At 54.1% G+C, this 19,009-nt stretch carries 16 protein-coding genes; 8 read left to right on the forward strand and 8 right to left on the reverse strand.

Features of this window, described 5'->3' with window-relative positions:
- Positions 1-4 precede the first annotated feature (4 nt).
- Positions 5-349 carry a hypothetical protein gene (locus tag C8N40_RS10365; RefSeq protein ID WP_108211694.1) on the reverse strand — a complete coding sequence of 115 codons (345 nt, stop codon included), beginning with the start codon at positions 347-349 and terminating at the stop codon, positions 5-7.
- Positions 350-677: 328 nt separating this feature from the next.
- On the opposite strand from C8N40_RS10365, the gene C8N40_RS10370 reads away from it, so the two are divergent.
- Positions 678-1,091: a BrxA/BrxB family bacilliredoxin gene (locus C8N40_RS10370; RefSeq protein ID WP_108211695.1), complete on the forward strand. Its 414-nt coding sequence runs from the start codon at positions 678-680 to the stop codon at positions 1,089-1,091.
- Positions 1,092-1,174: 83 nt separating this feature from the next.
- On the opposite strand, the gene purD is transcribed toward C8N40_RS10370, so the two are convergent.
- A complete protein-coding gene (gene purD, locus C8N40_RS10375) occupies positions 1,175-2,467 on the reverse strand; it encodes a phosphoribosylamine--glycine ligase (protein WP_108211696.1) in 1,293 nt (430 codons plus the stop codon).
- Positions 2,468-2,781: 314 nt separating this feature from the next.
- A complete protein-coding gene (gene recQ, locus C8N40_RS10380; protein WP_108211697.1) occupies positions 2,782-4,962 on the reverse strand; it encodes a DNA helicase RecQ in 2,181 nt (726 codons plus the stop codon).
- Between the two features lie 65 nt (positions 4,963-5,027).
- On the opposite strand from recQ, the gene C8N40_RS10385 reads away from it, so the two are divergent.
- Positions 5,028-5,999 (forward strand): KpsF/GutQ family sugar-phosphate isomerase, encoded by a 972-nt coding sequence (locus C8N40_RS10385; RefSeq protein ID WP_108211698.1) that lies wholly within the window; start codon positions 5,028-5,030, stop codon positions 5,997-5,999.
- Between the two features lies 1 nt (position 6,000).
- Entirely contained in the window at positions 6,001-7,077 is a 1,077-nt protein-coding gene (locus C8N40_RS10390) for a mannose-1-phosphate guanylyltransferase (protein ID WP_108211699.1), read from the forward strand.
- Between the two features lie 221 nt (positions 7,078-7,298).
- On the opposite strand, the gene rlmB is transcribed toward C8N40_RS10390, so the two are convergent.
- The 5 genes from rlmB to C8N40_RS10415 all read right to left on the reverse strand — a co-directional run bounded on the left by rlmB (position 7,299) and on the right by C8N40_RS10415 (position 14,142).
- A complete protein-coding gene (gene rlmB / locus C8N40_RS10395; RefSeq protein WP_108211700.1) occupies positions 7,299-8,141 on the reverse strand; it encodes a 23S rRNA (guanosine(2251)-2'-O)-methyltransferase RlmB in 843 nt (280 codons plus the stop codon).
- Positions 8,114-9,349 carry a GWxTD domain-containing protein gene (locus tag C8N40_RS10400; protein WP_245905068.1) on the reverse strand — a complete coding sequence of 412 codons (1,236 nt, stop codon included), beginning with the start codon at positions 9,347-9,349 and terminating at the stop codon, positions 8,114-8,116. Before C8N40_RS10400 ends, rlmB begins: the two co-directional genes overlap by 28 nt.
- 95 nt (positions 9,350-9,444) lie before the next feature.
- A complete protein-coding gene (locus C8N40_RS10405) occupies positions 9,445-12,393 on the reverse strand; it encodes a glycosyltransferase family 117 protein (RefSeq protein WP_108211701.1) in 2,949 nt (982 codons plus the stop codon).
- A gap of 127 nt (positions 12,394-12,520) precedes the next feature.
- Positions 12,521-13,090 (reverse strand): T9SS type A sorting domain-containing protein, encoded by a 570-nt coding sequence (locus tag C8N40_RS10410; RefSeq protein WP_108211702.1) that lies wholly within the window; start codon positions 13,088-13,090, stop codon positions 12,521-12,523.
- Positions 13,091-13,392: 302 nt separating this feature from the next.
- Positions 13,393-14,142 (reverse strand): biotin--[acetyl-CoA-carboxylase] ligase, encoded by a 750-nt coding sequence (locus C8N40_RS10415; RefSeq protein WP_108211777.1) that lies wholly within the window; start codon positions 14,140-14,142, stop codon positions 13,393-13,395.
- 51 nt (positions 14,143-14,193) lie between these two features.
- Here C8N40_RS10415 and rsfS point away from each other — a divergent pair, with 51 nt between their 5' ends.
- The 5 genes from rsfS (at position 14,194) to C8N40_RS10440 (ending at position 19,009) form a co-directional block, all read left to right on the forward strand.
- Positions 14,194-14,568 carry a ribosome silencing factor gene (gene rsfS, locus C8N40_RS10420; protein ID WP_092101979.1) on the forward strand — a complete coding sequence of 125 codons (375 nt, stop codon included), beginning with the start codon at positions 14,194-14,196 and terminating at the stop codon, positions 14,566-14,568.
- A gap of 72 nt (positions 14,569-14,640) precedes the next feature.
- Positions 14,641-16,770, forward strand: a complete 2,130-nt coding sequence (gene ftsH / locus C8N40_RS10425) for an ATP-dependent zinc metalloprotease FtsH (protein WP_108211703.1) — start codon at positions 14,641-14,643, stop codon at positions 16,768-16,770.
- Positions 16,771-16,781: 11 nt separating this feature from the next.
- Positions 16,782-17,435, forward strand: a complete 654-nt coding sequence (locus tag C8N40_RS10430) for a LutC/YkgG family protein (RefSeq protein WP_108211704.1) — start codon at positions 16,782-16,784, stop codon at positions 17,433-17,435.
- Positions 17,419-18,189: a UDP-2,3-diacylglucosamine diphosphatase gene (locus tag C8N40_RS10435; protein ID WP_108211705.1), complete on the forward strand. Its 771-nt coding sequence runs from the start codon at positions 17,419-17,421 to the stop codon at positions 18,187-18,189. Before C8N40_RS10430 ends, C8N40_RS10435 begins: the two co-directional genes overlap by 17 nt.
- Positions 18,179-19,009 (forward strand): hypothetical protein, encoded by an 831-nt coding sequence (locus tag C8N40_RS10440; RefSeq protein WP_108211706.1) that lies wholly within the window; start codon positions 18,179-18,181, stop codon positions 19,007-19,009. The genes C8N40_RS10435 and C8N40_RS10440 overlap by 11 nt, the downstream gene beginning before the upstream one ends.

The raw sequence follows: 19,009 nt of genomic DNA on the forward strand, positions 1-19,009 counted from the left end.
TCCCTCAGGCTGCCAGTTCCTCATGCAGCTCAAACTTATCCCTGAAGTCCAGCAGCTGCTGCAGCTGCTCCTCCGACAGGCCGAACTTAAGGTGATCCTGCCTCAGCTCCTCCCAAGAGCTAAAAAGCTTCCAGGTTTCGGTGTTGCTGTAAATTGAAGCTTCCCGCTCGGTTAAGGTCCGCTCCGAGAATGCCTGCAGTTCCACATCCTCTTCGCGCATAGGCACTGTAACCATGTCGGAGCAGCTGTTAAGTACCTCTATCACTTCTGCCTGACGCTCTTTGGTAGCCGGTAAATAGAAGTAACGAACCAGCGCAATTCTCGTTCGAGGATAGGGCGAAAGCATCATAGTAAACTAGTTTTGCGCCGCAGCAGTGTTGGCTGCCTTGGCAAATTGCTGCACCAGGTGCAGTACTGTAACTTATACGCAAGAGCACAATTCAGAAACCCTTTTCTATCTGAGCAGAAAAGTCATACAAGGTTAAACTTCTTATACTTTAATCAGGATACAGAAGTTTAGCGCCTGAGGCATTTACACAAAAAGGTACAAAACTTCAGTTTAATCTTAACATCCTGTGTTACGGCGTCTGCTCTAATGTTTGTCGGTTTGCAACTTTTATGACTTGTATTTGTTAACTTTGCAGTGTATTAACCTATAACGCTGATTTATTATGGCAATGTACCCTGAATATATGGTTGCCCCTATCCGTGAGGACCTTACCTCTGCCGGTTTTGAGCAACTGATGACTCCTGAGGAAGTAGAGCAGGCAGTTAAGTCTGAAGGCACTGTGCTGCTGGCCGTGAACTCTGTGTGCGGCTGTGCGGCTTCCAAGGCACGTCCTGCCGTTAAAATGGCGGTGGCTGCCTCTGATAAAAAGCCGGCCAAGCTGGTTACTGTATTTGCCGGCATGGAGCAGGAGGCTACTGCCAAGGCCCGTGAGTTTATGCTGCCTTACCCGCCGTCGTCTCCTTCTATCGCCCTGTTCAAGGATGGCGAGCTGGTGCACATGATCGAGCGCTACCACATCGAGGGCAATGACCTGAACCGCGTGGTGGAGAACCTGCAGGGCGCGTTTGAGGCTTATTGCTAAGCTTTGCAAAGTATAAAAAAAGAGGACCGGCAGAATGTATCTGCCGGTCCTCTTTTTTTATACTTTTAGCTGTAGTTTGTACTTTACTGCACACGCTCCTTGCCTAAATCAAACCCAATATCGCGACGGTAATAGCGACCTTGCCACGTAATGGCCTCTGCGGCTGTATTAGCCTTGGCCAGCGCCTCTTCCATGGTATCGCCCAGGGCAGTAACGGCAAATACGCGGCCGCCGTTGTTAAGCAGCTTCCCGTTCACCATCGAGGTACCGGCATGGAACACCATCACGTCCTTCGGCACATTCTCCAGGCCTGTAATCTCCTTGCCCTTCTCGTAGCCTTCCGGGTAGCCGCCAGAGGCGAGTATAACGGTAGTGGCCGTGCGCGGATCAACCTCCAGTTGGTACTCGCCTAAGGTATGATCGTGCAGGGCCTTGAACATCATGAACAGGTCGGACTGGATGCGCGGAAGTATGGCTTCTGTCTCCGGGTCGCCCAGGCGCACGTTATACTCAATCACGTAAGGGTCTCCGTTCACGTTCATCAGGCCGATGAACAGGAAGCCCGAGTAGTCAAGCTGCTCCTCCTGCATGCCGCGCAACGTTGGCTCTATCACGCGCTCCTTTACCTTTTGCATAAAGGCCTCATCGGCAAACGGAACCGGGGAGATGGCGCCCATGCCGCCGGTGTTCAGGCCGCTGTCGCCCTCGCCAATGCGCTTGTAATCTTTGGCCTCCGGCAGCAGCACGTATTCCTTGCCATCGGTAAGTATAAACACCGACACCTCAATGCCCTGCAGGTATTCCTCAATCACCACTTTGCTTCCGGCATTGCCGAAGCGCTTGTTGCGCAGCATAGCCTCCAGCGCATCGATGCCCTCTTCGTAATCCTGCGCGATGATCACGCCCTTGCCAGCCGCCAGGCCATCGGCCTTTATCACCGCCGGGAAGCTCTGCTGCTTCAGGTACTCTACGGCTTCTTTGAACGTGTCCTCGGTAAAGGACTGGTAGCGAGCAGTAGGGATGTTATACTTCTGCAGGAAAGCCTTGCAGTAGTCCTTGCTACCCTCCAGCATGGCAGCGGCCTTTTTGGGCCCTATCACCAGTATGTGCTTCAGGTACTCCGACTGAGCAAAATAATCGTGTATGCCCTCCACCAGTGAGTTCTCAGGCCCCACCACCATCATCATGATATTAAAGTCGGCGGCAAACTTGCCCAGCTCCTCAAAGTCGTGTATGTCCACGGCGGCCGTGGTATGGAACTCAGCGGTTCCGGCGTTGCCGGGCGCTACAAACACCTGGTCGCAGAACTCGCTCTGGCTCAGTTTCCAGGCGATGGCATGCTCACGGGCGCCAGACCCTATCACAAGTACGTTCATAAATTAATCTCTTGTTGTTGATTGCTGTACTCTGAACTGCGAAGTTATGAATTTATACTTGCCCTCGCAGCACAAAGTATAGTTTTATACTTTCCACTGTCTATACTTTGCGTATCAGACTTATACTTTACAGCGGTGCCGGATTTTAGAAAAAGGTAACCCGACTGGACCGAAAAGCCATACTTTATACTTTGCCTATACTTTCCTTTCCCTGCTATTTATACTTTACATTAAATAAAAAGACCGCTGTACGTATACAACGGTCTTCTTTTATACTTTATGCGGAACACCATCCAGCAATTACCAATCAACAATTAATTGGCATACTCGCTCAGGAACTTGATGCGCATCAGGCGCAGGTCTTCCTCAGTGTAATCGTCGGTTCCGAGCTCCTTCAGGGCCACGGCAATGTTATCGGTGCTTGCCTGCATGAAGTACTCGTAAATCTCCTCCTGGCGCTCGTGGTCGAGGATGTTGTTGATGTAGTAGTTCAGGTTCAGCTTGGTGCCTGAGTAGCAGATGTGCTCAATCTCCTCGATGAGCTCCTGCATGGTCAGGTCCTTGGCGGAGGCAATCTCCTCCAGGTCCACCTTTTTGTCAATCTGCTGGATGATGTAGATCTTGATCTTCGACTTGTTCACCGTCGTCTTCACCACCACGTCGGCCGCGGTTACGATGTCGTTCTCCTCCACGTACTTGCCGATCATGTCCAGGAACGGCTTGCCGAACTTCTGCACCTTGCCCATGCCCACGCCGGCAATATGGGCCAGCTCATCGCGGGTAGTGGGGTAAACGGTGGCCATCTCCTTCAGCGACGGGTCCTGGAACAGCACGTAAGGCGGCAGCCCTTTCTCCTTGGCCAGCTTCTTGCGCAGGTTCTTGAGCATGTCGAACAGCACCTCGTCGTGGCCGGCAGCGGCCTGCGCCTCTTCCTTTTCCTCGTCCTCCTTCACTTCCTGATCGTAGTTATGGTCTTTGGTGAGCTGTACCGCGTGTGGCTTTTTGATAAACTCCTCCCCCTTCTGCGTCAGCTTTATCACCCCGAAGCTGTCAATGTCCTTCTCCAAAAACTCCGACAGCAGGATCTGGCGCAGCACGGAGCTCCAGAACTGGGCGTCCTGCTCCTTGCCGGCGGCAAACACCTCCAGTTTGTCGTGGTCGTAGCTGGTTACGTATTGGTTGCGCAGGCCCGTGAGCACGTGCGTGATGTGGTCGATGCCAAAGCGCTCGCCGGTCTGCTGCACGGCCTTAAGGGCAAGCAATACCTCGTTCTGCGCCTCAAAACGCTCTTTCGGGTGCAGACAGTTATCGCAGAAGCCGCAGTCCTTCTCAAACGTCTCGCCGAAGTAGTGCAGCAGCTGCTTGCGGCGGCACACCGCCGAGTCGGCGTAGGCAGCCATCTCCTGCAGCAGCAGCTTGGAGTTGTCGCGCTCGGTTACCGGCTTGTCCTTGTTAAACTTCTCCAGCTTCACGATGTCGTCGTAGCTGTAGAACATCACACAGTCGCCCTCCAGGCCATCGCGCCCGGCGCGGCCTGTTTCCTGGTAATAGCCCTCAATGGACTTCGGCGTATCGTAATGGATCACGAAGCGCACATCCGGCTTGTCGATGCCCATGCCAAAGGCAATGGTCGCCACAATCACGTCCGCCTCCTCGTTCAGGAAAGCGTCCTGGTTGGCCATGCGCACATTGGCGTCAAGGCCGGCGTGGTAGGGCAGCGCCTTCACGTCGTTCACGCGCAGCAGCTCGGCAATTTCCTCCACCTTCTTGCGGCTCAGGCAGTACACAATCCCGCTCTTGCCCTTGTTTTTCTTGACGTACTGGATCAGCTGCTTCTTGGTATTGTGCTTGGGGCGTACCTCGTAGTACAGGTTGGTGCGGTTAAACGACGACTTGAACACCGACGCTTCGTCCATCTGCAGGTTGCGCTGTATGTCGAGCTGCACCTTAGGCGTGGCCGTGGCCGTCAGGGCAATAATCGGCAGGTTGCCGATCTGGTCGATAATACCACGGATGCGGCGGTACTCCGGGCGGAAGTCGTGGCCCCACTCCGAGATACAGTGGGCTTCGTCTATGGCAACAAAAGATATGTTAGAGGCACGCAGAAACTCCACCGTGTCCTCCTTGGTGAGTGACTCCGGCGCCACGTACAGCAGCTTCACCTCGCCGGCCAGCGTCTCCTTCTTCACCTTGTTCATCTCCGACTTAGAGAGCGTGGAGTTCAGGAACTGCGCGTTCACGCCGAAGGCGTTCAGCTGGTCTACCTGGTTCTTCATCAGCGCGATAAGCGGAGAGATAACGATTGCCGTGCCCGGCAGCGATAGAGCAGGTAATTGATAACACAACGACTTGCCCGCACCTGTCGGCATAATCACGAAGGTGTTCTTGCCGTTGATAATGTTGTTTATTATCAGCTCCTGATTCCCTCTAAATTGATTATACCCAAAAACTTCTTTTAATTTGTTTTTGAGATTTACCTCTTGTTGAATAGACATGAAATCTTAAAAAAATAATTCTTGTTGCACGCACTCCAGAAAGGGTGCCCTTACACAAATTTAACTTGAATCTCCCTAATAATATAGCCCTTACCGCAAAAAAAGTATTAACTGCCGAGGCCGACGCTATCGCCAGACTGGCGGATTTTATCGATGAAAGTTTTATTAATTGCGTTGAAGCCATTTTGCAGACCAGAGGTCGCGTTGTGGTGACGGGCATCGGTAAAAGCGCGAATATAGCCCAAAAAATCGTAGCAACCCTAAACTCCACCGGCACACCCGCTCTTTTCATGCACGCCGCCGACGCCATCCACGGCGATTTAGGCATGATTCAGCCGGAGGATTTTGTTATCTGCATCTCCAAAAGCGGCAACACGCCTGAAATTAAGGTACTTGTACCTTTGCTCAAGCGCAAAGGTTCCAGACTGGCAGCCCTTGTTAGCAGCACCGACTCTTACCTGGCCCAGAGCGCCGATTTTATACTGAATGCCAACGTGGAGCGGGAGGCCTGCCCGCACAACCTGGCCCCCACCACCAGCACCACGGCGGCCCTTGCCCTGGGCGATGCGCTGGCTGTGAGCTTGCTGGAGGCACGCGGCTTTAGCAGCGCGGATTTTGCCACCCTGCACCCGGGCGGCTCGCTGGGCAAGCGCCTTTACCTGAAGGTGGAGGATATTTATACCCAAAACGAGGCGCCCTGCGTAAAGGAGAACGCCACGCTGCGGGAGGTTATTATTGAAATTTCGTCTAAGCGCCTGGGGGCCACGGCTGTCGTTAGCAACGACTCAGAAAAATTGGTGGGCATCATCACCGACGGGGACCTGCGCCGCATGCTGAACAAGTATGAAAAAGTGGAAGGACTCACGGCCGCCGACATCATGACGCCGTCTCCGCTTACCATAGAACCTGAAAACTATGCGGCCGAGGCCATGGCCAGAATGCAGGCAAAAAGTATAACGCAACTCATTGTCACAAAATCAGGTAAATTCGAGGGCTTTATCCACCTCCATGATTTACTAAAAGAAGGACTCGTATAACATGAACAACAACACCTATGTGGTGATTATGGCCGGCGGCATCGGAAGCCGCTTCTGGCCCTACAGCCGCACGAACTACCCCAAACAGTTCCATGACGTACTGGGCATCGGCCAAAGTATGCTACAGACCACCGTGCAGCGATTCGCAGGCATCTGCCCCCCCGAAAACCTCTTTGTGGTCACCAACCGCGACTACGAGGCACTGGTGAAGGAGCAGCTCCCCGAATTCTCGGACAACCAGATTCTGCTGGAGCCCGTGGGGCGCAACACCGCCCCGTGCATCGCTTACGCCTCGTACAAAATCGCGCAGCTCAACCCCAAGGCCAACCTGGTGGTAACCCCGGCCGACCACGTGGTGCTGAAGCAGGATGTGTTTACGGAAGTGGTGAACGACGCGCTGGCTGCCGCCGACAAAGACGATGTACTGATAACCCTGGGCATTACCCCAAGCCGCCCCGATACGGGCTTTGGCTACATCCAGTACATCGACGATGAGCAGTCGAAGATAAAGAAGGTAAAAACCTTTACCGAGAAGCCTAACCTGGAGCTGGCCAAGATGTTTCTGGAGAGCGGCGACTTTGTCTGGAACTCGGGCATCTTTATCTGGAATGTGCAGAGCATCCTCAGGGCGTTCCACCAGTACCTGCCGGAGGTATCGGAGGTGTTTGAGGAGGGCATTAAAACGTACAACACGCCTCAGGAGCACAATTTCATTACCAGGGCCTACTCCCACTGCCGCAACATTTCCATCGACTATGGCATTATGGAGAAGGTGGACAACGTGTATGTGCTGCTGGCCGACATCGGCTGGTCTGACCTGGGCACGTGGAACTCGCTCTACACGATAAACGAGAAAGATGGGAACGGCAACGTGATAGACGGCAACGTGATGCTCTACGACACGACAGGCTGCATCGTTAAAACGCCTAAAAACCGCCTGGTGGTGCTACAGGGCATGCAGGATTTTATCGTGGCCGAGCATGACAACGTGCTCATGATCTGCAGACGGGAAGAGGAGCAGAAAGTGAAGGACTTCGTAGCCGATGCCAAATCCAGAAAGGACGGGGACTTTATCTAAGCTCAACCTAAAGTATAACTTGTAAAGTATAAAAGAGAAAGGGAAGCCGGTTTGATGCCAGCTCCCCTTTCTCTTTTATACTTTGTTACAGCAGCTCTGCGTGAAGTATAAACTCCCTCATAAGCTTTTATACTTTGCAGATTACGTACTTTGATGGATTAATACTTTACCAAAGTATAAACCCAACTTTCTGCCGCTATACTTCTTATGGTGTGTTGCGCCTACATTGGCTCCAGTTTGTTCAGGCTGGAGTACCCGCTGTCCTTCAGGCGCTGGCGCATGGCCTCGTAAAGTATAATGCCCGTGGCCACCGACACGTTCAGGGAGCTGATCTGCCCCATCAGCGGAATGCGCAGCCGCACGTCGGCGCGCTTCAGGTACTCCGGCGAAATGCCATCCTCCTCACTGCCCATCAGTATCGCCGTAGGGCCTACCATATCCACACTGAAGTCGGTTAGCTGATGCTCTGTCTTCTCCGTGCAGGCAACCACCTGGAAACCGTAGTCCTTCAGGTAATCGAGTGTTTCCTTGAGGTTTGGCTCGCGGCACACCGGCACCAGGTTCAGGGCCCCGGCGGAGGTTTTCATGGCATCGGCATTAATCTGCGCCCCGCCCCGGCTTGGGATCACGATGGCATGCACACCCATGCACTCGGCGTTACGGGCAATGGAGCCAAAGTTGCGCACATCGGTTACGCGGTCGAGTATGAGCAGCAGCGGGTTTACGCCCTGCTCAAAAAGTGCCGTCACTATCTCGTTCAGTGGCTGGTATGTGATCGGGGAAATCAGGGCCACAGCCCCCTGGTGGTTCTTGCGCGTCAGGTTGTTGAGTTTCTCCACGGGCACTGTCACCACAGGCACCTCCCGCCCTTTGGCCAGTTTTACAATCTCATCAGTAGTGGGATTCCGGGCGCCTCGCAGCAGGAAAATCTTCTCCAGTTCCTTTCCGGCCATCAGCGCCTCCAGTATGGGGCGCGAGCCAAAAATCATTTCGCTTTTTTCTTCTTTCGGGCCTCTGGCAACGCCAAAGCGGTTGCCTACAAATTTGTCTTTCCTGCTCTCCATTTTGCAACAGAGCTGTACCAGCTTTCTTCGTACTCACGGCGCCGGACCAGCTCATAATAGTTTTCGGTAAATTTATTCTCTTTTTTGGTAAAAACGAACTTGATGTAGGGAGAGGTCTCCGAGTCGCGGTAGATCCAGGTGATGTTGGGTCCCACCTGGCTGATGCTGCTCGGCCTTCCGTAAATAATGTAGATCATGCCGCGGTCTGTAGCCCAGCCGGCTTTGTGGGCAGTAAAGAGCTTGTTTGCCATCTCCACGCGCTTGTAGTACGTGCGGATCAGCTCCCTGGCCCGGCTCTCGTTGCCTCCCACCTCCAGCCAGAACGCGTCAACGGCCGCTTTAGGGTCCTGGGCCTTCATCAGCGACTCCCGCTCCTGCGCGGTGGTAAGGTAAATCAGCGGCGGGATGAGCTCGGCGGCTTGGGTAACGTAAGGGTACTTGCCCGGCAGCGCCAGGATTCCCCTGGCAAAACTCGACTCCGGGTTAAACAAGTATAAGCCCTCCTGCGCAAGACTCAGCGTATCGGAGGTGGTAAGGGTATCTACGCCTACTGCAGCCAGTGTGCGCGGCACGGGGGGCTTGGTCATACTCATGGGTGGGGCCGCAGGCATGAAGTCCAGCTCATAGCGGCTTACGGGTATAATGCTGTCTGCGGCACTGTAGGAGCGCACCAGCAGCTTATCGGAGGTGGTGACGTAGTTCTGGTATAGCGGCTTGCCTGCGCTGGTGGTAAGGAGGTACCCCTTTTGCATCATGGCGCGCTGCAGCGGCACCCTAAACTCCACGCCCATGCGCTCCTGGCTCGATAGCACCTCCCATAACTGTAGGTGAAGCACGTTTGGCTCCTGCACTACACGGCCCGGCAAAGAGAGTTTAATGTGCAGCTGCCCCTCTACATCGGTCAGCCTTCTGTCAGGCAGGTTTATCGAGTCCTCCAGGACCACGGCATCCCGCTCCGACAGGCCCGTTCTCACAGCATACTCATAGGAAGATGAGGCCTGCAGCACATCCAGCACCTGGCGCACATCCTCAAACTTGAGGAGCAGGTGCAGGCTGTCGTTACTTGCGTAGTAGCTGTGCTGCATGGTGATCTCAGGCATGGCCTGCTGCCTTACCTGGGCAGGTGCCGGGCTGGTGTAACTGCTGTAGCCGCTTCTGCCGCCGCAAGCACACAGCATGCAAAGTATGATAAAACACAAGTACCTCATCTTAAAGCAAGTATAAGTATGATTCTTTACAAAAGCCAAACCCGGACTGACATAAGACAATCCGGGTTTTTGTACTGCTTATAGTTGAATTTTGTTTAGCGTCTCATGCGCTGCAAGTATAGCCTGAACTGCTGCTCCAGCTGCGCAGCCCGCTCATCTTCGCCCAGTTGCTGGGCAGCGCCAACCAGCTGCTGCATAATAATCATATTTACCTGTATCTCCTGCTCAAACAGAGGGCCTTCGGCAAAGTAATAATCCAGTGCCCGCTGCGACTCCTTCGCCATGAGTTCCAGCAGCTCGGTAGCCTTCTCGTTCTCGCCGAGCGCTTCGTAAATCGGGATGAACTGTGGCGTATAGTAGTCGTAAGGCACCGTCTCCAGTGGCAGTACCTTAAAGCAGTGCTCCACAATCTCCCTGGCGCGCTCCTCGTTGCCGTCTTCCAGGTAGGCTACGGCCAAGGTGGCAAACTTATCCCTGGCGTTGGCCGAGAAGCGGTAGTAGTTCTCGTCGTAGAAGATGTCCTTACGGTCAAAGTTGCGGAAGGAGAACTTCTTCATCAGGTTCTCATACATAACCTCCTTGTTCACGTTGCCACCCTCTTCTTCCGTAGCCTTAACCGGCACCACGCGGTAGGCCAGGCCTTCCAGCTGGAAGAAGTCAGACAGGCCAATAAAGTCGGCGCTGTTCACAGTAGTAGAGAAGTAGATCGGGCGCTCCCAGTTGTTGGTAGCCAGCAGATCCAGTATCACCAGGTGCTTTTTCTCCAGCAGCGATTTGGTGATTGTCCACTGCATGCGGTCCACAATCTCATCCTCGCGGTCTGCCGACACGATGTCCATAGCGGCCACCTTCTCTTTGTCCACGTTGAGGAAGAAGTTGCGCGTTGGCATGGTGAGCAGGGTGCCGCTCGTGTACTGCGCCTGCAGGGCCGGGTGGTTTTGCTTTATCAGGTTGATATACTGCTTCAGGTCGATGCCGGCGGCCACCTGCGGACGCTCCATGTAGGGCAGGAAATCGTTGGTGCCTTGGCGGTAGCTTTCCATTCCCAGCGTCAGCGGCCACGGATCAGACTTGTAGGCCTGGTCCATCATCTGGTCGATGTACCAATCGGTGTTGAGGTAGCTGAGTACAGCCACGCGCACATCGGTACGGTAACCCTCTACCTCCTGGGCATACCACAGCGGGAAGGTGTCGTTGTCGCCGTTGGTGAAAAGTATAGCGTTCGGCGCGCAGGAATCCAGCAGGTTCTTGGCCGAATCTACGGAGTGGTAGCGGTCAGAGCGGTCATGGTCGTCCCAGCCTTCGGCAGCCATAATACCCGGCACCAGCAGGCCAATCACAGTTGCCAGCGCAGCACGGCCGGCGTGGCTCTTCAGCACCTTACCCAGCAGCTCTGCCAGTCCCATTACCCCCAGGCCAATCCAGATACTGAAGGCATAGAACGAGCCGGCAAAAGTATAATCCCGCTCGCGCGGTTCCACCGGCGGCTGGTTCAGGTACAGGGCGATGGCCATACCCGTAAAGAAGAACAGCAGGCCGATGATAAAGGCATCCTTCTCATCTTTGCGCACATGGTAAATAAGCCCGATGATGCCCACCAGCAGCGGCAACAGGTAAAAGCAGTTGCGGGCCTTGCTCTCCAGCACGCGCGACGGCGCATTCGGGTCGTCCTTGCCAAACCATAGCACTCCCGCATTCTGGATATCACTCTCGCGCCCTACGAAGTTCCACAGGAAGTAGCGCCAGTACATGAACCCGAGCTGGTAGTTAATGAGGAAGCTCATGTTCTGGCCAAAGGTCGGCGTCTGGCCTTCCCGCAGATCAACCCACTTCTTATAAGCGGAGATATGCACAGGCTGGTCGCTGTAGATACGCGGCAGGAACACGTTATCCTTGGAGGCGTAAACAGGCTCTATCTTTTTGCCGGCCACAATATACTTGTCTTTGCCCTTCACGTAGCGCGGCGCCCCTTCTTTCTGGTCCACTGGCTGCGCGTTATACTGCGGCCCGAACAGCAGCGGACGATCGCCGTACTGCTCCCGCTTCAGGTAAGACACAAAGGACATGATGTCGTCCGGGTCGTTTTCGTCAATGGTCGGCTCGTAAGACGAGCGGATCGGAATCATCAGGTAAGACGAATAGCCGATCAGCACGAATGCCAGGCTAAGCAGCGCCGTGTTAAGGATGCGGTTGTTCTTCTTGATAGAGTACAGAATGCCGTACACCAGCGCCCCCACAAACAGGATCAGGAAGAAAATGATGCCAGAGCCGAACGGAAGCTTGAAGTCGTTTACAAAATGCACCTCAAACCAGCCAGCCACCGACGGCAGCCCCGGGATAACGCCCCAAAGGATGGTCACGACAATAACGGCGCTGATGGCGAAGGCGATAACGCCTCCCCAGAAGCTTGGTTTGTATAAGCGGAAGTAGTAAATAAACGCCAGGGCCGGAATCGTTACCAGGTTGAGCAAGTGGGCACCGATGGAGAGGCCTACCAGGTAAGCAATCAGGATCAGCCACTTATCAGAGTGCGCCTCGCCTGCTTTGATTTCCCAACGCAGCATGGCCCAGAAAACAATAGCCGTGAAGAAGGAGGACATGGCGTATACTTCTGCCTCTACCGCCGAGAACCAGGCTGAGTCGGAGAAAGTATAGGCAAGCGCTCCTACCACGCCGCTTCCCATGATCAGCCACACATTGCCTGCTGTTGGCTCCTGCCCCTGGTTTACGAGCACCTTGCGCGCCAGAATGGTAATGGTCCAGAACAGGAACAGGGAAGTAAGGGAGCTACAGATGGCGGATAGCAGGTTGACCCACCAGGCTACCTGGGTCGGGTCGGAGGCGAACATAGAGAACAGCCGGCCTACCAGGAGGTAAAACGGCGCCCCCGGTGGGTGTGGCACCAGCAGCTTGTAGGAACAGGCAATAAATTCGCCAGCATCCCAGTAACTGGCGGTTGGCTCCAGTGTAAGTACATACACGGCAGTGGCGATTAGGAACACGCCCCAGCCCACGAGGTTATTTACCTTCCGATAATCCGTCATAGTGTTTGTTGATTCAGCCCCGAAAATAATAAATTAATATAAAGGGCTGGCTAATTTTAGAAGATTGTAATAAAAAAGCCGGCACGATGTGGCCGGCTTTCTGTTATGCTGCTCCCGAAGGATTAAGTTATTTCTGTAGTACGAGTCGCTTTGTCTCCACGGTCTTGCCGTTTACCAACAGGCTGTAGAAGTATACGCCGGACGGCAGGCTGGACAAATCCAGATCTACCCGCGCTCTCTCGGATGGGGCTACTTCCTGCACGGCCAGCACCTTGCCTATGGTGTTGGAGATGCGGATCTTATAGTTATCGTTACCGGGAAGCGTCAGCGCCAGCCGGGTAAAACCGCGCGATGGGTTTGGATAGGCGTTGATGGAGGGCAGCGTTGGCTTGATGTCGTTGCCCGGGGCAAAAGCGGCCAGGGTAATGTTGGCATACATGCTCTTGTTCTGCTTCTTTTCCACCACATGGAACACCTGGCTCACTGCCGAGGCATATATTTTAGAGCAGGAATGGTCGTCCTTGTCCACAAAGTCAGGGCGGGCATTGTTGGCAGAAATTGGCAGGTTAGCCGCCTTCTCAGGCATCAGCTTCCAGAGGGTGTTGCCGCCTTTATAGGTTGGGGTAACCCCTGCAAAGCTCACAAAATGCGCGCTTACAAGGGTGGTCACTAATATCAGTTTAGTAAAAATTCTCATACAGTATCATCTTAGATATTATAGTTTAGCCACTACAATTCCGATTTTTCAAACCAAAGATAGCCTAAAAAGCCAAATCTGTAAATTAAATTTAAAAAATATTTGTAAACGTTCTCGCGGCGGTTACAACAATTACACACCGGTCAGCCTTCACAAAAATTATTCCTTTTTATACTTCAGAAGCCTGTGTTAACTTAAAAAACATGAGGAGCCCAGGGGAGGTGAAAGTATAAAGTATAAGGAGTATAAAAGCAGGAGGCAGAAACCTGCCGCGCAAGCATGCCGGCCGGTCTGTTGCCAGTCTATAGCACATGGGCAATTTCCTTCAGGTCGAAATACCGCAGTTCCTGCCCTATCTGCACGGCCAGCCTACCAGCCTCATCCACGCCCTGTATCTGCCCTTGCACCTGCTCGCTGCCAATTCTAAAAGGGTGCACTTCCTGGTAGCGGTATAGCCCCTGCAGGTACTCATACTTCAGGCGGGCGGTGTGGCCGCCGCGCAGCTGCAGGTAGCGCCTCTCCAGCAGTTCGAGCAGGCGGACGGTTAATTTCTCCAGATCCAAAGTATGGCCGCATACGTTAGCCACTGAAGTTGCCGTTGAAGATGCGAAGTGCGTTTGGTTCACGTTCAGGCCAATCCCGATGATACTGTGTTGCAAAGCATGACTATTTACAGTGTTTTCTATCAGAATCCCGCCAAGTTTCTTATCTTCAAAAAATAAATCGTTCGGCCACTTAACGCGTGCCTGCTGCAAGCCTTGTTCGCGCAGCAGGTCGAGCCCGGCCAGCGACACGGCCATGTTGAGGTAGAACTGCTGGCGCGCAGCCAGAAACGAGGGTGACAGAATTACAGAGAGGGTGATGTTCTGGCCCGGCTCGGCCTCCCAGGAATTGCCCCGTTGCCCCCGCCCCTGCGTCTGCCGGTGCGTAACCACGGTGCAGCCCTCTGTGGCTTCATTTTTGATAAGAAGCTGCTGAGCCTCTGAGTTAGTGGATGCACAGCTGGCGATAAAAAGCAGCTGTTGGCCTACAAACAGCGTATTAGGCAACATATAATTAGAGGAGAATTTAATACTTTTGTACATCAAATTTAAAGAGCACAAATGAAAGAAACCAAGGTTGAGGCTACTTCCGACATATTGGCAGAGCTGGTAGTGAAGGGCATGCAGGAGAAGAAAGCTTCCGATATTGTGGTGATGGACCTTAAATCACTTAAAAACGCTGTATCAGATTACTTCGTAATAGCATCCGCAAGCTCCGACACGCAACTCGATGCGATTGCCTCTTCCATTGAGGAAGAAATATACAAGGCGACCGGCCAGCATCCGTGGCAAACAGAGGGCCGCATTAACAAAGAGTGGGTGCTGCTGGATTATGTGGACGTAGTAGCACATGTTTTCCTGAAAGAAAAGAGAGAATTCTACGCGCTGGAGGAGCTTTGGGGCGACGCCAAGTTCAAGCACGTGGAGTCTGTCTAAAAACGCATCGGGCGTGGGCTAAACTTTTGTAGCCACCCCCTTGTTACCCATACAATCGATACCTAACTATCAATGGCAGAAAAGAATAACAATAAAGGCAACAACAAGAAGAAAAAGCCTATCATCCCGAACACGCCTCCGCGCCCTACCATGCAGCTGTGGATGCTGGCCGTGCTGATACTGCTGATCTTCGGACTGACCTACCTGAACAAGAGCAACTCCTCCAGAGAAACCACACAGCGCGACTTTGAGGAGATGCTGCTGAGCGGTGATGTGGACAAACTCACCATCGTAAACGGCAAAACCGTGGAAGTGTACCTGGACAGGGAAGCGCTTCAGAACGAAAAGTATAAAACCGAGCTGGGCGACCGTGGCCTGCTCACCATGGAGCAGGGGCCGCACTACCACTTCCAGGTAATTTCGGCTGAGTCTTTCAAGGAAGACCTGGACAAGCTGCAGGAGAACGTGCCGCGCGAGCAGCGCGTGCCGCTTACCCCGGAGACACGCACCGGCTTTGCTGACTTCTTCTTCCAGTGGGGCTTCCTGATCCTGCTGCTGTTTGGTTTCTGGTTCCTGATGCGCCGCGTAACATCCGGTGGAACAGGTGGTCAGATTTTCAACATCGGCAAGTCCAAGGCTGCCCTTTTCGACGCGGAGAACAAGGTAAAGATCACGTTTAAGGATGTGGCCGGCCTGGAAGAAGCGAAGGAAGAAGTGCAGGAGATTGTGGAGTTCCTCAAGAACCCGTCTAAATTTACCATACTTGGTGGTAAGATACCAAAAGGTGCTTTGCTGGTAGGCCCTCCGGGAACCGGTAAAACCCTGTTGGCGAAGGCTGTAGCCGGCGAGGCCGACGTTCCGTTCTTCTCCCTGTCGGGTTCCGACTTCGTGGAGATGTTCGTGGGTGTGGGTGCCGCCCGTGTGCGCGACCTTTTTAAGCAGGCCAAGGCCAAAGCGCCGTGTATCATCTTTATCGATGAGATTGACGCCATTGGCCGCCACCGTAGCCGCGGCGCCACACCAGGCGGCAACGACGAGCGCGAAAACACCCTCAACTCCCTGCTGGTGGAGATGGACGGTTTCGCCACCGACTCTGGCGTAATTATACTTGCCGCCACCAACCGACCTGATACCCTGGACTCTGCCCTGCTGCGCCCTGGCCGTTTCGACCGCCAGATCAGCATCGACAAGCCGGATATCAACGGTCGTACCGAGATCTTTAACGTGCACCTTGGCCCGCTTACCCTTGCTCCGGATGTGGACGCAAAGAAACTGGCCGCTCAGACTCCTGGTTTTGCCGGTGCTGAGATTGCGAACGTGTGTAACGAGGCTGCCCTGATAGCTGCTCGCCGCAACAAAAAGGCGGTAGACCAGCAGGACTTCAACGACGCCGTAGACCGCGTGATTGGTGGTCTGGAGAAGAAGAACAAGATCATCTCCCCTGAGGAGAAGAAAATTGTTGCTTACCACGAGGCAGGCCACGCCATTGCCGGCTGGTTCCTGGAGCACGCCGACCCATTGGTAAAGGTAAGCATCGTGCCGCGCGGTGTAGCCGCGCTGGGCTATGCGCAGTACCTGCCGAAAGAGCAGTTCCTGTACACCACCGAACAGCTGATTGATGAGATGTGCATGGCCCTGGGTGGTCGCGCCGCTGAGGAAATCGTGTTTGGTAAAATCTCGACCGGCGCTTTGAGCGATCTGGAGCGTATCACCAAGATGGCCTACAGCATCGTGACGATGTATGGCATGAACCCCAAGATTGGCAACGTGTCGTTCTACGACTCCAAGCAGTCTGAGATGACGTTCAGCAAGCCATACTCTGAGGCCACTGCCCAGACCATCGACGAAGAGGTGCGCCTGCTGATAAAGGCTGCCTACGACCGTACCATAGCACTGCTTACTGATAAAAGCCGTGAGCTGGAGGTAGTGGCACAGGAGCTGCTGGAGAAAGAAATCCTGTTCCAGAGCGACCTGGAGCGCCTGGTTGGCAAGCGTCCGTTTGATACCCTGACTACCTACCAGGCCCATACGGCAGGCACTGACCGCAGCCAGACAAAGAGCGAGGTAGAGCAGCAGCACCCGGTAGAGTTTGGCCAGACAGAGCACCCGGAGCAAGATCAGGGCAGCGTGCCAGGCACCCCTATCGGGAATAACGGCAGCCCTACTGCCGAGCACGATAACGTAAACTCGAAAACAGCTTGATTTAAACAGGCATGTACGAAGCAAAATCGAAAGAAATTGTATTAAGAAGAGTGAGAGAGGCGCTGGCTAAGTCGGCGCCTTTTCTGCCTCCTACCCCAGACTTCTCCTCGCCGCTGCACCAGGTAGTGCCGCTGGAGGACATGTCGATAGTCTTTGCGGAGAACTTCATCAAGAACGCGGGGGTGTTTGTATACTGCGAGAACGAGGAGGATTTCTTTGACCAGCTCTATGTGTACAAGCAAGAGCAGCAGCTGCAGCACCTCTACGTCTGGGAGCCCAACCTGCAGAAAGCCATTTATCAGGCAGGCATCGACTTTGTGGCCGATGAGGAAGCCTTTGTGCAAGGGGCAGAGGCCGGACTTACCACCTGCGAGGCACTCATTACCCGCACCGGAAGTATACTGGTGAGCTCGGCCAACGCCGGCGGCCGCCGCCTGAGCGTCTACCCCGCCACGCACCTGGTCATCGCCAAAGCCAGCCAGCTGGTACCGGACATCAAAGATGGCCTGCAGCGCGTGCGCGACAAGTATAAAGAGAACTTCCCGTCGATGGTATCGCTGGTGAGTGGCCCCAGCCGCACCGCCGACATCGAGAAAACCCTTGTGATGGGCGCCCATGGCCCCAAGCAGCTAGTCTTATTCCTGATTGATGACCTTCCGCATTAACGAGTTAGCGCCAGGTAAAAAAGTATACTTCGCTTCCGATTTCCATTTGGGTGTGCCTGATGCCAAAAGCAGCCTGGCCCGCGAGAAGAAAATAGTGCGCTGGCTGGAGATGGCCAGACAGGACGCCGCCGCCATACTTTTGCTGGGCGACATCTTCGATTTTTGGTTTGAGTATAAACACGCCATCCCGAAAGGTTACGTGCGCTTACAGGGCAAGCTAGCAGAGCTGACGGATGCTGGTTTGCCCGTCCTCTTTTTCACGGGAAACCATGACATGTGGATGTTTGACTACTTCCCGAAGGAACTGAATATCCCCATCATCCGCGAGCCTATCTCCACCCACATCGGCGGCAAATCCTTTTACATCGGCCACGGCGATGGCCTCGGCCCCGGCGACCATACTTACAAGGTGCTCAAGAAGGTGTTTGACAACAAGATGTGCCAGTGGCTCTTTGCCCGCATCCACCCCAACACCGGCATAGGAATTGCTAATGCATGGTCAAAACGCAGCCGCATCAGCAATGTGGAGAAGGACGAGAAGTTTTTCGGGGAGCGGGAGTGGCTGGTGCAGTATAGCCAGGAAGTGGAACAGCGGCAGCACCACGATTACTACGTGTTCGGTCACCGCCACCTGCCCCTGGAGATGCCGATTGGTGACAATGCCCTGTATGTGAACCTGGGTGAGTGGGTAAACTTCTGCACCTACGGCGTGTATGACGGAAATAAACTGGAACTGAAGACCTTTGAAGACTAGGAGAACCATACTCATACTTTGGCTGGCGCTGCTAACGCCGCTACTGGCGCAGGCGCAGGATACCCTGCTGGCGCCCGTGCTTTCCTTTAGCCATCGTATCAGCATCAGTTCCACCACCACCATCTCTCAGGACCGCAACGGCAACATCTACCTCCTGGACGAGCGGCAGAACCTGCTGCGCCTCAACCCTGCCGGTCAGCCCATGGACACCTACTCCCCGCCCGCCCGTGGCCGCATCAGCAGCATCCACGCCTGGAACCCGATGAAGATTATGCTCTTTTATGAGGGAAGTCAGGAAATCACCTTGTTGGACCGCTTTCTGCGCCCCATCAGCACCACCGGCCTGCTGAACCTACAGTACGAAGGCACGGCCAAAGTAGCCGCCCCCGCCGGTGACCTTGGTTACTGGCTCTTTGATGAGACAAGGCTGTCGCTGGGTAAGCTGGACCCAAGCACACGGCAGTTATCCGTAGAAACCCCACTGAACCTGCTGCTGAGCCAGGAGCAGTTTGATGTGCGCCAGCTGCGCGAGTACCAGAACCTGGTGTACCTGCTCGATTACAACAGCGGCATCCTTATCTTCGACAACCTGGGCAACTATAAAAAAAGGATTCCCATTGATGGCTTGCGCCACATCGGCTTCCGCAACAACGAGTTATACTTTGTAAAGGAGGGCAAGCTATACTTCCTCGACCTGTACTCCACCAAAGAGCGTGTGCTGGAGCTGCCGCAGGAGCAGGTGTATATCTCAGCTTTGGTAGGCGACAAGCAGTTATACCTGTTCACCAAAAACGCGGTGGAGGTATACTCCCTGGAGTAG

This window comes from Pontibacter mucosus (assembly GCF_003054055.1).
Lineage (GTDB): Bacteria > Bacteroidota > Bacteroidia > Cytophagales > Hymenobacteraceae > Pontibacter > Pontibacter mucosus.

What these genes read in the sequence shown, in the direction of transcription:
- C8N40_RS10365 (WP_108211694.1), bottom strand. Translation starts at nt 349, where the DNA reads ATGATGCTTTCGCCCTATCCTCGAACGAGAATTGCGCTGGTTCGTTAC.
- C8N40_RS10370 (WP_108211695.1), top strand. Translation starts at nt 678, where the DNA reads ATGTACCCTGAATATATGGTTGCCCCTATCCGTGAGGACCTTACCTCT.
- purD (WP_108211696.1), bottom strand. Translation starts at nt 2,467, where the DNA reads ATGAACGTACTTGTGATAGGGTCTGGCGCCCGTGAGCATGCCATCGCC.
- recQ (WP_108211697.1), bottom strand. Translation starts at nt 4,962, where the DNA reads ATGTCTATTCAACAAGAGGTAAATCTCAAAAACAAATTAAAAGAAGTT.
- C8N40_RS10390 (WP_108211699.1), top strand. Translation starts at nt 6,001, where the DNA reads ATGAACAACAACACCTATGTGGTGATTATGGCCGGCGGCATCGGAAGC.
- rlmB (WP_108211700.1), bottom strand. Translation starts at nt 8,141, where the DNA reads ATGGAGAGCAGGAAAGACAAATTTGTAGGCAACCGCTTTGGCGTTGCC.
- C8N40_RS10400 (WP_245905068.1), bottom strand. Translation starts at nt 9,349, where the DNA reads ATGAGGTACTTGTGTTTTATCATACTTTGCATGCTGTGTGCTTGCGGC.
- C8N40_RS10405 (WP_108211701.1), bottom strand. Translation starts at nt 12,393, where the DNA reads ATGACGGATTATCGGAAGGTAAATAACCTCGTGGGCTGGGGCGTGTTC.
- C8N40_RS10410 (WP_108211702.1), bottom strand. Translation starts at nt 13,090, where the DNA reads ATGAGAATTTTTACTAAACTGATATTAGTGACCACCCTTGTAAGCGCG.
- C8N40_RS10415 (WP_108211777.1), bottom strand. Translation starts at nt 14,142, where the DNA reads ATGTTGCCTAATACGCTGTTTGTAGGCCAACAGCTGCTTTTTATCGCC.
- rsfS (WP_092101979.1), top strand. Translation starts at nt 14,194, where the DNA reads ATGAAAGAAACCAAGGTTGAGGCTACTTCCGACATATTGGCAGAGCTG.
- ftsH (WP_108211703.1), top strand. Translation starts at nt 14,641, where the DNA reads ATGGCAGAAAAGAATAACAATAAAGGCAACAACAAGAAGAAAAAGCCT.
- C8N40_RS10430 (WP_108211704.1), top strand. Translation starts at nt 16,782, where the DNA reads ATGTACGAAGCAAAATCGAAAGAAATTGTATTAAGAAGAGTGAGAGAG.
- C8N40_RS10435 (WP_108211705.1), top strand. Translation starts at nt 17,419, where the DNA reads ATGACCTTCCGCATTAACGAGTTAGCGCCAGGTAAAAAAGTATACTTC.